We start from the raw sequence: 15,249 nt of genomic DNA, 5'->3' as shown, positions 1-15,249 counted from the left end.
CATTCAACCACTAACCTGAATCTTACGTTAAAACCTGGTAAACCAGTCAATTCGTTATCTGTCTCTAAGTTTGCTAATAAGTGTCAGATCCTTTCGGAGGCAGAAGTCGTATGTAAGGATGTTTCCGTTGAAGAGATGATGGAAATTATTGCAGAAAATCAAGGAAAATCAATTATTGAAACATTCAATGTAGAATATTCAAATTTAGAAGCAGCTTATTTGAACTTGCTAAGATCTAAAGGAGGAGAAGGGAATGCTTGAATTAATCTCTAGAAATCGGAAAGTCTATACAAGAGATCGCTTAGCTTTCTTTATGTCCTTCTTATCGGTCATCATCTTGATCTTGGTTTATCAAGTCTTTTTAGGACAAATTCAGATTGATGCCATCAAGGAGGCTTTGAATCGTGATACCGCCTCTACGGACACCATCCAGATGGTCAATTATTGGTTGATCTCAGGTTTAACTACCATTATTTCAATGACCAGTACTCTTGGTGCATTTGGAGTGATGGTTTCGGATAGAGAAAAGAAATTGAGTGAGGACTTTAAAGTCAGTCCAGTTTCTAACTTTAAAATTGAACTATCGTATGCGGTCTTTGCGATTTTATTTGGGATTATTATGACTCTGTTCTCTTGTATCTTTGCAATTGGTATGTTTAATGGTTTTAGTGCTCTTCTTGACTATTCTATGATGGACTACTTATCTATTTTAGGAGTTGTCACAATGGGAACGGTGTTATCTGCAACTATTATTTTGCCAATCCTAGCTTTTATTCGAACCAGTTCAGCATTTACAACTTTGAGTACAATAGTTGGAACTTTTATCGGATTCATTTCAGGTGTTTATCTTTCGATTGGATCCGTAGGAGGAAGCTTGCAACAGGTCATGACCTGGTTCCCTCTTACACAGGTAAATGCGCTCTTGAAACAGATTTTAATGAAAGATGCAATCAATAAAGTCTTTGATAAAGCGCCAACTTCAATAGTAACTAATTATAAAGAGTCTTATGGAGTCATCTTGAAGAATGCGAGTGGGGAACATCTATCTAGTCAGTCCATGTTTGCCTATATTTTCATTATTATAGTTGTTTTGCTGGGAGTTGATTTGATGATTAAAAAGATCAAAAAATGAAGTAAAACTTATGCAATTATTGGATAGGCATTTAGATCAGTTGGCATCAATGACAATCTTAAAATAAGCCAATCATCCCAACCTATCACTAAAAAAGTTGGTAGGTTTTTCTTAATCCTTTCTTAACTAGACCAATTTTTGATATTTTGAAGGTTGACAAACAGAAAAAAGCATTGTATACTGACTCCGCTGATAATTTTTCTATCGAATCAGACTAGACCAATTTTATAAATTGGCTAAGAAAATAAGGGAACTCAAGTACGTATACCTATTTTCTTTCATTTTTATAGAAGGAGAAAGCACAGCTTGTCTGTGTCGTATATACTATGTGTGGAATTGTTGGTGTTGTTGGAAATACAAATGCAACGGATATTTTGATTCAAGGGCTTGAAAAGCTCGAATACCGTGGTTATGATTCTGCGGGGATTTTTGTCCTTGGTGGTGCTGAGAACCATTTGGTGAAAGCGGTTGGTCGTATTGCAGAATTGTCTGCCAAGACAGCTGGAGTAGAGGGAACAACTGGTATCGGACATACTCGTTGGGCCACTCACGGGAAACCAACAGAAGATAATGCTCACCCGCACCGCTCTGAGACAGGACGTTTTGTCTTGGTGCACAATGGTGTGATTGAAAACTATCTCGAAATCAAAGAAGAATACCTGGCAGGTCACCACTTCAAGGGACAAACGGATACTGAAATCGCAGTGCACTTGATTGGAAAATTTGCGGAAGAAAAGAGCTTGTCAGTACTTGAAGCTTTCAAAAAAGCCCTTCACATCATCCGTGGATCTTATGCCTTTGCCTTGATTGACTCTGAAAATCCAGATGTCATCTACGTGGCCAAGAACAAATCACCACTTTTGATTGGTCTTGGAGAAGGCTATAACATGGTCTGCTCAGATGCTATGGCCATGATTCGTGAAACCAACCAATATATGGAGATCCATGACCAAGAGTTGGTAATTGTGAAAGCTGATAGCGTTGAAGTGCAAGACTACGATGGCAACAGCCGTGAGCGTGCTAGCTATACTGCTGAGCTTGACTTGTCTGATATCGGAAAGGGAACCTATCCTTACTACATGCTCAAAGAAATTGATGAGCAACCAACAGTGATGCGTAAGCTCATCCAAGCCTACACAGATGAGGCTGGTCAAGTAGTGGTAGACCCAGCCATCATCAAGGCTGTTCAAGACGCTGACCGCATCTACATCCTTGCAGCTGGAACATCTTATCATGCAGGATTTGCTTCTAAGAAGATGTTGGAAGAATTGACAGATACACCAGTTGAACTGGGTATCTCCTCTGAGTGGGGTTATGGGATGCCACTTCTCAGCCAGAAGCCACTTTTCATCTTTATCAGTCAATCTGGTGAAACAGCTGATAGCCGTCAGGTTTTAGTTAAGGCCAATGAAATGGGGATTCCAAGCTTGACAGTGACAAATGTGCCAGGATCAACTCTGTCACGTGAAGCCAACCATACTATGTTGCTTCATGCAGGTCCTGAAATTGCCGTAGCATCAACTAAGGCTTATACAGCCCAAATCGCAGCCCTTGCTTTCCTTGCAAAAGCGGTTGGTGAAGCAAATGGCAATGAAAAAGCCAAAGCTTTCGATTTGGTTCATGAGTTGTCTATCGTGGCTCAGTCTATCGAGTCAACCCTTTCAGAAAAAGAATTGATTGATGCTAAGGTTCGTGACCTTCTTGAAACAACACGCAACGCCTTTTACATCGGACGTGGTCAAGATTATTATGTAGCCATGGAAGCCAGTCTCAAGCTCAAAGAGATTTCTTACATCCAATGTGAAGGTTTTGCGGCTGGAGAGCTCAAGCACGGAACCATTGCCTTGATTGAGGATGGAACACCTGTTTTGGCCCTCTTGTCTGACCCAATTCTTGCCAACCACACTCGTGGAAATATCCAAGAAGTGGCAGCGCGTGGCGCTAAGGTTCTTACCATCGCAGAAGAAAATGTTGCTAAAGATACAGACGACATCGTCCTTACAACGGTCCACCCTTACCTCTCACCAATCTCAATGGTGGTACCAACCCAATTGATCGCTTACTTTGCAACCCTTCACCGTGGACTCGACGTGGATAAACCACGGAACCTTGCTAAGTCCGTAACAGTAGAATAAAAATGAAAAGAAGATAGGATCAAGTCCTAGCTTCTTTTTCTTTTATCAGAGGCTGGGTTAAAAAACAGTGAGTTAGAAAACCCATGAAAGCAGGAGCTCCATGGGCTATTTGTTTGATGGCGGTAAGACATACTCTTGGATAGCTTGCGCTACACCGTGTTCTTGGTTGCTGGTAGTGACAACTTGAGCTTCCTTTTGGACGGCTTCAGGAGCATTTCCCATGGCAACTCCAAGTCCAGCCAGACGAATCATAGGGAGGTCATTGAAGTGATCTCCGATGGTCATGACCTGTTCCAAAGGGACCTGGTAATAAGCAGCCAGTTCAAGGACAGCATCTCTTTTTGAGACGGACTTGGCGGTGACTTCTAGGTAGTTTTCTTTTGAAAGGTAAAAGGCAGTCTGCGGAAATTCTTGCGGATCCAGCTTCTGATAAAGTTCTTGAATATTCTGAGTCTCTCCAATCAAGAGCAATTTATGTAGATGGAGAGTATCATCAGAGAGGGTCTGAGAAAGTGGTTGTATCTGGGGAGTTTCACCCGTAATAGCAGCCTCAACGTGGGTCCACTGGTCCTCTCTGGAGTTGAACCAGACTGCCCCGCTATAACAATTAATTGAAATGCTGGGATCTAGTTCGTCTACACGATGGAGGAAGGTGCGGATCTCATCTTTGTCCAGGCTGTGCTCAAACAAAATCTCTTCTCCCTTGACGATGAGAGCCCCATTGTAGCAAGCGATAGGTTCCTGATGGACGCCCAAGCTTCTTGCGATAGGAGCAATCCCGATAGGAGAACGAGCCGATGCCAAGATAAAAGGAATCTTTTTTTCTTGGAGCTGGGGGATGAGTTCGATGAGGTCGGGATCGACCTGATGCTGCTGATCCAGAATAGTTCCGTCAATATCACTGACAATTAAACGAATGGAAGACATAGGCACCTCCTTTTTCTTTAGTATATCATATTTTAGGAGGGAAGGATGTGCAGTATCATTAGGAAGTTACGGAAGGGATGGTTTCTTTTCTAGATGCTAAAAAACCATAGCTGAAAGAAGCTATGGCTGTGACCTTATCGAGGTTTTATTTCAATAACGCTCAGTTATAATAGTTGTTGGTTTAGAGAATACCCGTTAATTTTCGCCTTAATATGAACGTTTTAGTCTTAGGAAATATCGTTCCCATTGAATGGATTAAAAGCAGAATCTATCGATGGACTCACTTCAGTTAGTTTAAAATATGGGCTCGGATTTGCAATATCTTTTCCCATAAAGTCTCCTGAGTAGATGAGGATATCGAAATATGTATTTCGCCCTTCACTTGAAGCAATGTCAGCGATGTAGCCATCAAATTCCAACACTTGTCCTTTATATTTATTAACGAATTCGTTGATTTTATCTGGATCTTCAGTTTGTAGAATTGTTGCAAATTCTGTGTTGTTTTCAGCAGTGAGAATAGAAGGAGTACTAGGAGGAGCGCTAGAGGAACTACTAGCACTGGAAGAACTGGACAGCGTTTCTGAACTGCTTGTTTTGGAACTTTCTGAAGAGCTGCTATCAGTTTTTATACTAGATGATGTAGGATCAGTAGTTTGTTTCATGACTTTTGAACTATGGGTTGCTTGTTTGGCGGATTTTGATGTATCATCCTTAGGACCAAAGAGGATGAGTAAGCCTGTTATTACAATAAGGAAGATGGCACCAGCGATACTTCCAATAAGTTGTAGCTTTTTCAACTGATCTCGTTTCCGTATCTCCTCACTAGATAGTGGAGTGATAGAAACCTCGGCTTCTTTAGAAAATAATCCGAATATGCCTCCACTTCCTTCTTCAAGGATTTTGATTGTAGCATCTTCTTTTTTGACATTTAAATCTTTAAGACCTTTTGTAATAGCTTCTTCAATATCTTTCCCTTTATAAATCCCCATGATGATATCCTTAATTATTAATTTTATAATTATTTTACCTAGATTCAATCAAAAAGTAAACAATATTTTTAAAAAATTATGTAAAAAGTGTTGACAAAAACTTTTTTTGGGTTTATAATAATTTATGTAAACAAAAAGAGGTTGAGGAAATCTCAAAAGTTTACAGGATCAATAGTGGAAAGGAGATGGTAAGATGCTATTTCCAAAATATAGAAAACTAATTGATAAAAGAAGAAATACAAGATGCTAGCCCTTGAGGCTATTCATTTAAAATCAAAACAAAATTATGTAAACAGAATTAAAGTAGCCAATTCAGCTACTCATTTTCAAGAACAAATTAAAATTATGTAAATTAGAGGTAAACAATATGAATAACAACTTTAACAATATGGATGATCTTTTCAATCAACTAATGGGAAATATGGGTGGTTTTCGTTCTGAAAGCCGTCGCTACATGATCAATGGTCGTGAAGTAACACCTGAAGAATTCGCTATTTACCGTCAAACGGGTCAACTTCCAACCGAAGGAAGTGGGCCAGTGCAACAGCAACAAGGCAAAGGCATGAAACAAGATGGGATCCTTGCGAAGCTCGGCCGCAACTTGACTGAAGAAGCCCGTGAAGGAAAATTGGATCCAGTTATCGGACGCAACAAAGAAATTCAAGAAACTGCTGAAATCTTGTCTCGTCGTACCAAGAATAACCCTGTCCTTGTAGGGGATGCAGGTGTTGGTAAGACAGCTGTTGTAGAAGGCTTGGCCCAAGCTATCGTGAATGGTGACGTTCCAGCAGCCATCAAGAACAAAGAAATTATTTCGATCGATATTTCTGGTCTAGAAGCTGGTACGCAATACCGTGGTAGCTTCGAAGAAAATATTCAAAACTTGGTCAACGAAGTTAAAGAAGCTGGAAACATTATCCTCTTCTTTGATGAAATCCATCAAATCCTTGGTGCGGGTAGCACAGGGGATGGGCAAGGATCTAAAGGTCTTGCGGATATCTTGAAACCAGCTCTTTCACGTGGGGAATTGACCGTGATTGGGGCAACCACTCAAGATGAATACCGCAACACCATCTTGAAAAATGCCGCTCTTGCACGTCGTTTCAACGAAGTCAAGGTCAATGCTCCATCTGCTGAAGATACCTTCAAGATCCTCCAAGGCATTCGTGAATTGTATCAACAACACCACAATGTTGTCTTGCCAGATGAAGTCTTGAAAGCAGCGGTTGATTATTCTGTTCAATACATTCCACAACGTAGCTTGCCGGATAAGGCCATCGACTTGGTCGATGTGACAGCTGCTCACTTGGCAGCTCAACACCCAGTGACAGATGTCCATGCTGTGGAACATGAAATTGAAGAAGAAAAAGCTAAACAAGAAGCTGCAGCTGCCAAGGAAGATTACGAAGCAGCCCTTAATGCAAAAGTTCGGATCGAAGAACTCGAAAAACAAATTGCCAATCATACAGAAGATCACAAGGTGACTGCAACTGTCAATGATGTGGCTGAGTCTGTTGAACGGATGACTGGTATTCCAGTATCACAAATGGGGGCAACCGATATCGAACGCTTGAAAGATATGGGTCACCGTTTGCAAACCAAAGTTATCGGTCAAGACAAGGCTGTTGAAGCCGTTGCCAAAGCGATCCGTCGGAACCGTGCAGGTTTTGATGAAGGAAACCGTCCAATCGGTAGCTTCCTCTTTGTAGGTCCTACTGGCGTTGGTAAGACTGAGTTGGCAAAACAATTAGCGCTTGATATGTTCGGAACTAAAGATGCTATCATCCGTTTGGACATGTCAGAATACAGCGACCGTACAGCCGTATCTAAATTGATTGGTACAACTGCAGGTTATGTTGGTTACGATGACAACAACAATACCTTGACAGAACGCGTCCGTCGCAATCCATACTCTATCGTCCTTCTTGACGAGATTGAAAAGGCGGATCCTCAAGTGATCACCCTTCTCCTTCAAGTATTGGATGATGGTCGTTTGACAGACGGTCAAGGAAACACCGTCAACTTCAAAAATACCGTAATCATCGCTACTTCAAATGCTGGCTTTGGTTACGAAGCCAACTTGACAGAAGATGCGGACAAACCAGAACTCATGGATCGTTTGAAACCATTCTTCCGTCCAGAATTCTTGAACCGTTTCAACGCTGTCATTGAATTCTCACACTTGAGCAAGGAAGACCTTTCTAAGATTGTTGACTTGATGTTAGTAGAAGTGAACAAAACTCTTGCGAAGAAAGACATTGACTTGACAGTGAGCGATGCTGCCAAAGAATACATGACTGAAGAAGGCTATGATGAAGTCATGGGCGTACGTCCACTCCGTCGGGTGGTTGAACAACAAATCCGTGACAAGGTGACCGACTTCCACTTGGATCACCTTGATGCTAAACACTTGTTAGCGGATATGGAAGATGGAGAATTGGTTATTAAAGAGAATACAAACTCAGAAGAATAACTAGGACATCTAGCACCATAAACGAGAGAAAATCAGTTTGAAAAAGAAGGCTAAGAAGAAATTCTTAGCCTTTTTTATGTCAATAAAAGAAAAATATATAAGGTATAGTTTTATCGTTTTTTTTCCCAGAAAGTGAAAAATGATAAAAAATAGGTATGTTTTTTCATGAATTGATGCTAAATACAGCGTGAAAATGCCTTAGAAAGCGTCTGTAAGCAAGATTTCCATATAAATGAACAAATAAATTATATAATATATAAAAGACTAAATTTAAGGGGATAGGATGATTTTATGAAAAATCCAATTGATATTTATTCGACAAAAGATTATAAGAAAGTTGAAGCTGTCGTTCAATTGATGGTGGATGGAAAGGTGACAAGTTATAGAGTAGCAACTGAGACAGATATTAGTAAGATGAGTCTAGCTACCTTGACAAAAGGAACCAGTAAAATTAAAAACATTACCTATCAAACAGCGATGTTGTTGATTGAATGGTATGATAAAAATCATGAAAAATATGGAATCACAATCGATTAGCAAAAACCTATTTTTTATGGTTTTTTCTTTTTGTAAAAAAGAAAGCACTAGAAAAGCTGTCTGGATCGAATTGTGGCTGGACACCTCCATCCATGGACTTATTTTTTTGAAAATCAAGGGTTCGTATTGAAAATACCTATAAAATTTGCTATAGTAGAGCATATATGATTTAAAAAGGAGAAATGGGATGCAAAGTGGTACAACCTTGCTATTTATGCTTGCGCTAATGGTCGGAATGATGTTCTTCATGAGCCGTAGCCAAAAGAAACAATACCAAAAACGGATGGAAAGCTTGAACAAGCTTCAAAAAGGGTATGAAGTGATTACCATCGGTGGTTTGTATGGAACAGTTGATGAAGTAGACACTGAACGTAAAACCGTTGTCTTGGATGTGGATGGCGTATACCTCACATTTGAATTGACAGCTATTAAAACAGTTTTGCCAGTTTCAGAAGGAGTGACAGCTGGTGCAGTTGAAGGTGCTGGTGACTCAGATTCTATCATCGACGGTGAATAATAAGAAAGAGCGATCAAAGGGTCGCTTTTTTCATTTTTAGCTAGATGCCCCCTAGAAAAGGGACTAGACTGCCATTTTAAGCGGATTTATGATATAATGAAGCGATAAAAACAGTGAAATAGGTAGAAAAACATGTTTCGTTTTAAAAAGAAAGAAAAATTAAGCGTTCCCCTAGAAGTGCCCAAGCACATTGGAATCATCATGGATGGGAACGGTCGTTGGGCCAAAAAACGGATGCAACCTCGTGTCTTTGGCCACAAGGCTGGCATGGAGGCTCTGCAAGAAGTAACCATCGCAGCTAAGGAAATGGGAGTGCAAGCCCTAACGGTCTATGCTTTCTCAACTGAAAACTGGACGCGTCCTCAACAGGAAGTGACTTTTATCATGAATCTTCCAATTGAATTTTACGATCGCTTTGTTCCAGAACTTCATAGAAATAATGTGAAGATCCAGATGATTGGCGAGGTTTCTCGTCTTCCGAAGGAAACCTTAGAGGCTCTGGAAAAGGCAGAGGCGTTAACTCACTCCAATACAGGCTTGATTTTGAATTTTGCCTTGAACTATGGAGGACGGGCGGAACTGACCCAAGCAGTCAAACAAATCGCCCAGGAAGTTCTCGATGCGCACTTAAATCCGGGTGATATTTCAGAAGAGACCATTGCCAATTATTTGTATACCAGTAGTCTACCCAAGGACTTGCGAGATCCTGATCTGATTATTCGGACGAGTGGCGAGCTTCGCTTGAGTAACTTTTTGCCTTGGCAAGCAGCCTACAGTGAGCTTTACTTTACCGATGTGATGTGGCCTGACTTTGGAGAAAAGGCCTTGCATGATGCAATAGAAGAATACAGCCATCGTCATCGACGTTTTGGTGGTGTATAGGAGAGAAATAGATGAGAAAAGATATACAGAAGCGAGTGATTTTTGGAGGAATCGCCCTAGCATTCTTTATCCCAGTTGTCCTTATGGGAGGCCTTGTGTTCCAGATTGTAGTGGGACTTATCGCTATGTTGGGTGTTCATGAATTGTTGAAGATGAAAGGTCTGCAGACTGAAACCATCGAAGGAGCTTTGGCCATGCTAGCAGCTCTTGTGTTGGCGCTGCCCTTAGAGAGTTACCTTCCCTTCTTACCAGCAGGTGGCAATTTTATCGCCTATGGCCTTTTGGTCTTATTATTGATGGGGACGACTGTCTTGACGCAAGGCTACACCTATGACGAGGTTGTCTATCCGATTGCTTCAAGTTTTTATGTTGGCTTTGGCTTCCATGCCTTGATTCAAGCACGCTTAGCAGGCGTAGATAAAATTCTCTTGGCCCTCTTTATTGTTTGGGCTACGGATTCAGGGGCCTACTTTATTGGGAGCCAGTTCGGTAAGAAAAAACTCTTGCCAAGAGTATCACCCAACAAGACTGTTGAAGGAAGTCTAGGTGGGATCGCTTGTGCTGTCGTCGTGACGATGATCTTTATGATGCTAGATCGCACCGTTGCGGGCTCTTACGGTTGGGTGACCATGATTCTCTTTACCATTCTTTTCAGTATAGCAGCTCAGTTTGGTGACCTAGTCGAAAGTGCCATCAAGCGCCATTTTGGAGTGAAAGACTCTGGCCGTTTTATTCCTGGTCACGGTGGTGTCTTGGATCGATTTGATAGCTTGATTTTTGTTTTCCCACTGATGCTATTCTTTGGTCTGTTTTAAACAGAAGTCATCCCATCATCAGTTAAAACGAAGGAGCGTGTATGCAATTTATTGCCTTTATTATCATTTTTGGCGTCATTGTCCTGGTACATGAGTTCGGCCATTTCTATTTTGCGAAGAAATCAGGCATCCTTGTTCGCGAGTTTGCGATTGGGATGGGGCCCAAGATTTTTGCCCATGTAGGCAAGGACGGAACAGCCTATACCATTCGAATCCTTCCGCTGGGCGGCTATGTTCGAATGGCAGGATGGGGAGAAGACACGACAGAGATTAAGACAGGAACGCCTGTCAGTCTGACTTTGAACCCTGAGGGAACTGTTGTTCGGATCAACCTTTCTGGAAAAAATATCGACCAGACAGCTCTCCCCATGAATGTCACAGATTTTGATTTTGAGGATAAACTTGAAATCACAGGAATCGTCATTGAAGAGACCAAGACCTATCCTGTCCACCATGATGCAACCATCGTTGAGGAAGATGGGACAGAAGTACGGATTGCCCCTCTGGATGTGCAGTATCAAAATGCTAGTATCTGGGGACGACTGATTACTAACTTTGCTGGTCCCATGAACAACTTTATCCTGAGTATTGTTGTGTACTCGCTCCTGGCCTTTATGCAGGGAGGAGCAGTGGACTACTACAGCAACCATGTTCGAGTTGTTCCTCAAGGAGTAGTGGCTAAGGCTGGTCTAAAAGACAATGACCAGATTGTTCAGATCAATGAATACAAGGTTTCCAACTGGGATGAATTGACAGATTCAGTCCAGTTGGAAACCCGTAACCAAGGAAAAAATCCAGAAGTAACGATCACCTATGAACGAGACGGGAAGACTCAAAAAGTGACGGTCCAACCAGAAGAAGATGGTGGACGCTATTATATCGGTGTGATTAATGCCGTTAAGACCGGCTTTTTCGATAAGCTTCTCTCAGGTGTGACAGATACTTGGTACACAGCAAGTCGTATCTTAACGGCCTTGAAGGATATTATCTTCCACTTTAGTTTGAACAAGTTGGGTGGTCCGGTAGCGATCTACAAAGCGAGTTCGCAAGCAGCGGAGCTAGGACTTCCAGCTATCCTGTCCCTGATGGCCATGTTGTCCATCAATATCGGAATCTTTAACTTGATCCCCATTCCGGCCTTGGATGGTGGAAAAATCTTGATCAATCTGATCGAGCTGGTTCGTCGGAAACCACTTAAGCAGGAGGTAGAGACCTACTTGACCCTTGCTGGAGTAGCGGTCATGGTTATCTTGATGATTGCCGTTACTTGGAACGATATTATGAAATTATTTTTGAAATAGAAAAGGAATGAATCTGAATGAAACAAAGTAAAATGCTTATTCCAACACTTCGCGAAATGCCAAGTGATGCGCAGGTCATCAGCCACGCTTTGATGCTCCGTGCTGGTTATGTTCGTCAAGTCTCTGCAGGTGTTTATTCTTACCTGCCATTGGCTAACCGTGTGATCGAAAAAGCTAAGAAGATCATGCGTCAAGAATTTGACAAGATTGGTGCAGTTGAGATGTTGGCTCCTGCTCTTCTCAGTGCGGACCTTTGGCGTGAATCTGGCCGTTATGAAACTTACGGTGAAGACTTGTATAAACTAAAAAATCGTGAGAAGTCAGACTTTATCTTGGGTCCAACTCACGAAGAAACTTTCACAGCAATTGTCCGTGATTCTGTCAAGTCTTACAAGCAATTGCCACTGAACTTGTACCAAATCCAGCCTAAGTACCGTGATGAAAAACGTCCACGTAATGGACTTCTTCGTACGCGTGAATTCATCATGAAAGATGGTTATAGCTTCCACGCTAACTACTATAGCTTGGATGTAACTTATGATGAGTACAAGGCGGCCTACGAGCGTATCTTCACTCGCAGTGGTTTGGACTTCAAGGCGATCATCGGTGATGGTGGTGCCATGGGTGGTAAGGATAGCCAAGAATTTATGGCCATTACTCCTTCGCGTACAGACCTTGACCGTTGGGTGGTGTTAGACAAGTCTGTTGCATCATTTGACGAGATTCCTGCAGAAGTACAAGAAGAAATCAAGGCAGAATTGCTCAAATGGATGGTTTCTGGTGAAGACACCATTGCCTACTCAAGCGAGTCAAGCTATGCAGCTAACTTGGAAATGGCAACTAACGCCTACAAACCAAGCAACCGTGTTGTGACGGAAGAAGAAGTAGCTCGCGTGGAAACACCAGGTGTCAAATCGATTGATGAAGTGGCTGCTTTCTTGAATGTCTCTGAAGAGCAAACCATCAAGACCTTGGTTTATATCGCAGATGAGGAGCCAGTTGTGGCCCTACTCGTTGGCAATGACCAACTCAACGAAGTTAAGTTGAAAAACCACCTTGGAGCGGACTTCTTGGAACCTGCAACTGAGGCGGAAGTGAAAGAATTGTTGGGAGCGGACTTTGGATCTCTTGGCCCAGTTAATCTTCCTGAAAATGTTAAGATTATTGCTGACCGCAAGGTGCAAGATAGCCGCAATGCTGTTGTGGGGGCTAACGAAGATGGCTACCACTTGACGGGTGTCAACCCAGGTCGTGACTTCACTGCGGAATATGTCGATATCCGTGAAGTGCGTGAGGGTGAGATTTCTCCAGACGGACAAGGCGTTCTCAATTTTGCGCGTGGGATTGAGATTGGTCACATCTTTAAACTGGGTACTCGTTACTCAGCAAGTATGGGAGCAGATGTCTTGGACGAAAATGGCCGTGCTGTACCAATCATTATGGGTTGCTACGGTATCGGTGTCAGTCGTCTTCTTTCAGCCGTTATGGAGCAACACGCTCGCCTCTTTGTTAACAAGACGCCTAAAGGTGAATTCCGTTACGCTTGGGGCATCAACTTCCCTAAAGAATTAGCGCCATTTGATGTACACTTGATTCCAGTCAATGTCAAAGACGAAGCTTCTCTTGAATTGACAAGTAAGATCGAAGATCAATTGATCAAGGCCGGTTACGAAGTCTTGGTAGACGATCGCAACGAACGTGCCGGTGTTAAATTTAGCGATAGTGACTTGATTGGTTTGCCAATCCGCATCACTGTTGGGAAGAAAGCAGCTGACGGTGTCGTAGAAGTGAAAATCAAAGCTTCAGGTGACACGATTGAAGTACATGCAGACAACCTGCTTGAAACTCTTTCTATTTTAAATAAATAAGCAATGGTAGAAGGCTAGGATTCTCAACATCCTAGCCTTCTTTTTTGTAAGCTGATCCAGCTAGCTGAAAGGATCTTCTTATAGTCGAAAAGTTAGGCGAATTATGATAAAATAAAGGCTAGTAATTCGTCAGGGAGAAATCATGTCAACTAGCTTTGAAATCTTAATGAATCAGTTGGGAATGCCTTTAGAAATGCGTGAATCAGACGCTTTTAAAGGGGCTGAAATCCAAGAGGTCATCGTCCATAAGCTCAGTCGTGTTTGGGAATTTCGTTTTGTTTTTGCCGAAATTCTTCCCATCACGATTTTTCAGGAGCTCAAAAACCACTTGGCTGAGGAGTTTTCAAAGACAGGAAATCGAGCGGAGTTTGAGATTCATGTGAAGAATCCAACTTTTAGTGAGGAGCTCTTGCAAGCCTATTATCAGGAGGCTTTTGAAGATGGTCCCTGTGCGAGTCAGGGCTTTAAGAGCATGTATCAGCACCTACAAGTCCGCTCTCAAGGAGAAGAGTTGATCATTAGTGGCCCTTCATCTGTGGATACGGAGCACCACCGGAAAAACCATCTGCCTAATCTTGCTAGTCAATTGACCAAGTTTGGTTTTCCTTATTTCCAATGTCGGGTTGAGGCGGATGACCAGTTGACAGAAGAACTCCATCAAGCCTTCGAGGCTGAGAAGGATCAAATCTTCCAAGTAGCTAATGAAGAAACCTTGCGGGCCATGGAGTCCTTGTCTCAAATGGCCCCACCACCAGCAGAGGAAAAACCAGCCTTTGATTTCAAGGCCAAAAAGGCTGCGGCCAAGCCTAAGCTGGATAAGGCAGAAGTCACTCCTATGATTGATATCACGACAGAAGAGAACCGCATTGTCTTTGAAGGAGTGGTCTTTGATGTTGAGCACAAGGTGACGCGGACAGGTCGGGTCTTGATCAATTTCAAGATGACCGACTATACCTCCAGTTTTTCGCTCCAAAAATGGGCTAAAAACGAAGAAGAAGCTCAGAAGTTTGATATGATCAAGAAAAATTCTTGGTTGCGGGTCCGTGGGAATATTGAGGTCAATAACTTCACACGCGATTTGACCATGAATGTCCAGGATGTCCAAGAAGTGGTCCACTATGAGCGTAAGGATCTGATGCCAGAAGGCGAGCGTCGGGTCGAGTTCCATGCCCATACCAATATGTCAACCATGGATGCCCTACCTGAAGTCGAGGAGTTAGTCGCAACAGCAGCCAAATGGGGTCACAAAGCAGTGGCTATCACAGACCATGGAAATGTGCAGTCCTTCCCTCATGGCTATAAGGCAGCTAAAAAGGCTGGTATCCAACTCATCTATGGGATGGAAGCCAATATCGTCGAGGACCGTGTGCCGATTACCTACAATGAAGTTGATCTAGATCTTCATGAAGCAACCTATGTGGTTTTTGACGTGGAAACGACTGGACTCTCAGCGATTTACAATGATTTGATTCAGGTTGCCGCTTCTAAAATGCACAAGGGCAATATCATCGCTGAATTCGATGAGTTCATCAATCCAGGTCATCCTATCTCTGCCTTTACAACGGATCTGACAGGTATTACCGATGACCATGTTCGCAATGCCAAACCTTTGAAACAGGTCTTGGAGGAGTTCCAGGAATTCTGTCAGGATGCGGTGTTGGTTGCCCACAATG

Annotated in this window: 12 protein-coding genes and 1 pseudogene; 11 read left to right on the top strand and 2 right to left on the bottom strand. The window is 42.4% G+C overall.

Annotation, left to right across the window (positions count from 1 at the left end; all coding sequences use genetic code 11):
- From ACLOR3_RS08620 to glmS, 3 genes and pseudogenes are all read left to right on the top strand, one after another.
- Window positions 1-261: pseudogene (locus ACLOR3_RS08620) on the top strand (ABC transporter ATP-binding protein); the annotation flags it as partial.
- On the top strand, window positions 254-1,132 hold the full coding sequence (locus ACLOR3_RS08615) for an ABC transporter permease (RefSeq protein ID WP_411400792.1): 879 nt from the start codon (window positions 254-256) through the stop codon (window positions 1,130-1,132). The pseudogene ACLOR3_RS08620 and the gene ACLOR3_RS08615, both read left to right, overlap by 8 nt.
- A 326-nt stretch (window positions 1,133-1,458) precedes the next feature.
- The gene (gene glmS, locus ACLOR3_RS08610) at window positions 1,459-3,267 is read left to right on the top strand and encodes a glutamine--fructose-6-phosphate transaminase (isomerizing) (protein ID WP_411400794.1); all 1,809 of its coding nucleotides are present in this window, start codon (window positions 1,459-1,461) and stop codon (window positions 3,265-3,267) included.
- A 105-nt stretch (window positions 3,268-3,372) separates the two neighbouring features.
- Here glmS and ACLOR3_RS08605 read toward each other — a convergent pair whose 3' ends face one another.
- Both ACLOR3_RS08605 and ACLOR3_RS08600 read right to left on the bottom strand, forming a co-directional pair.
- A complete protein-coding gene (locus ACLOR3_RS08605; RefSeq protein ID WP_411400796.1) occupies window positions 3,373-4,194 on the bottom strand; it encodes a Cof-type HAD-IIB family hydrolase in 822 nt (273 codons plus the stop codon).
- 227 nt (window positions 4,195-4,421) lie between these two features.
- The gene (locus ACLOR3_RS08600) at window positions 4,422-5,183 is read right to left on the bottom strand and encodes a DUF4839 domain-containing protein (protein WP_411400798.1); all 762 of its coding nucleotides are present in this window, start codon (window positions 5,181-5,183) and stop codon (window positions 4,422-4,424) included.
- Window positions 5,184-5,550: 367 nt separating this feature from the next.
- Here ACLOR3_RS08600 and ACLOR3_RS08595 point away from each other — a divergent pair, with 367 nt between their 5' ends.
- The 8 genes from ACLOR3_RS08595 to ACLOR3_RS08560 form a co-directional block, all read left to right on the top strand.
- The gene (locus ACLOR3_RS08595) at window positions 5,551-7,656 is read left to right on the top strand and encodes an AAA family ATPase (protein ID WP_411400800.1); all 2,106 of its coding nucleotides are present in this window, start codon (window positions 5,551-5,553) and stop codon (window positions 7,654-7,656) included.
- Window positions 7,657-7,947: 291 nt separating this feature from the next.
- Complete coding sequence (locus ACLOR3_RS08590; RefSeq protein WP_023022151.1) at window positions 7,948-8,193, top strand: hypothetical protein; 246 nt, start codon at window positions 7,948-7,950, stop codon at window positions 8,191-8,193.
- Between the two features lie 187 nt (window positions 8,194-8,380).
- Window positions 8,381-8,710 (top strand): preprotein translocase subunit YajC, encoded by a 330-nt coding sequence (yajC, locus tag ACLOR3_RS08585; RefSeq protein WP_006595033.1) that lies wholly within the window; start codon window positions 8,381-8,383, stop codon window positions 8,708-8,710.
- Between the two features lie 132 nt (window positions 8,711-8,842).
- Window positions 8,843-9,592 (top strand): undecaprenyl pyrophosphate synthase, encoded by a 750-nt coding sequence (gene uppS / locus ACLOR3_RS08580; protein ID WP_411400803.1) that lies wholly within the window; start codon window positions 8,843-8,845, stop codon window positions 9,590-9,592.
- A gap of 11 nt (window positions 9,593-9,603) precedes the next feature.
- Window positions 9,604-10,407: a phosphatidate cytidylyltransferase gene (locus tag ACLOR3_RS08575; RefSeq protein WP_411400805.1), complete on the top strand. Its 804-nt coding sequence runs from the start codon at window positions 9,604-9,606 to the stop codon at window positions 10,405-10,407.
- Window positions 10,408-10,448: 41 nt separating this feature from the next.
- A complete protein-coding gene (gene rseP / locus ACLOR3_RS08570; protein WP_411400807.1) occupies window positions 10,449-11,708 on the top strand; it encodes an RIP metalloprotease RseP in 1,260 nt (419 codons plus the stop codon).
- Window positions 11,709-11,725: 17 nt separating this feature from the next.
- Window positions 11,726-13,576, top strand: a complete 1,851-nt coding sequence (locus ACLOR3_RS08565; protein ID WP_411400809.1) for a proline--tRNA ligase — start codon at window positions 11,726-11,728, stop codon at window positions 13,574-13,576.
- A 142-nt stretch (window positions 13,577-13,718) separates the two neighbouring features.
- Window positions 13,719-15,249: exonuclease domain-containing protein (locus tag ACLOR3_RS08560; protein ID WP_412037145.1), on the top strand; the 1,531-nt coding region annotated here is incomplete at its 3' end.

Origin of the sequence: Streptococcus intestinihominis, from assembly GCF_046824975.1 — a bacterium.
Taxonomy (GTDB): domain Bacteria; phylum Bacillota; class Bacilli; order Lactobacillales; family Streptococcaceae; genus Streptococcus.
Note: the sequence above shows the minus strand (reverse complement) of the source record. Positions and strands in the feature narration are given on the sequence as shown.

Excerpts from the sequence above, each read along its gene's own strand:
- ACLOR3_RS08615 (WP_411400792.1), top strand. The coding sequence starts at position 254 with ATGCTTGAATTAATCTCTAGAAATCGGAAAGTCTATACAAGAGATCGC.
- glmS (WP_411400794.1), top strand. The coding sequence starts at position 1,459 with ATGTGTGGAATTGTTGGTGTTGTTGGAAATACAAATGCAACGGATATT.
- ACLOR3_RS08605 (WP_411400796.1), bottom strand. The coding sequence starts at position 4,194 with ATGTCTTCCATTCGTTTAATTGTCAGTGATATTGACGGAACTATTCTG.
- ACLOR3_RS08600 (WP_411400798.1), bottom strand. The coding sequence starts at position 5,183 with ATGGGGATTTATAAAGGGAAAGATATTGAAGAAGCTATTACAAAAGGT.
- ACLOR3_RS08595 (WP_411400800.1), top strand. The coding sequence starts at position 5,551 with ATGAATAACAACTTTAACAATATGGATGATCTTTTCAATCAACTAATG.
- ACLOR3_RS08590 (WP_023022151.1), top strand. The coding sequence starts at position 7,948 with ATGAAAAATCCAATTGATATTTATTCGACAAAAGATTATAAGAAAGTT.
- yajC (WP_006595033.1), top strand. The coding sequence starts at position 8,381 with ATGCAAAGTGGTACAACCTTGCTATTTATGCTTGCGCTAATGGTCGGA.
- uppS (WP_411400803.1), top strand. The coding sequence starts at position 8,843 with ATGTTTCGTTTTAAAAAGAAAGAAAAATTAAGCGTTCCCCTAGAAGTG.
- ACLOR3_RS08575 (WP_411400805.1), top strand. The coding sequence starts at position 9,604 with ATGAGAAAAGATATACAGAAGCGAGTGATTTTTGGAGGAATCGCCCTA.
- rseP (WP_411400807.1), top strand. The coding sequence starts at position 10,449 with ATGCAATTTATTGCCTTTATTATCATTTTTGGCGTCATTGTCCTGGTA.
- ACLOR3_RS08565 (WP_411400809.1), top strand. The coding sequence starts at position 11,726 with ATGAAACAAAGTAAAATGCTTATTCCAACACTTCGCGAAATGCCAAGT.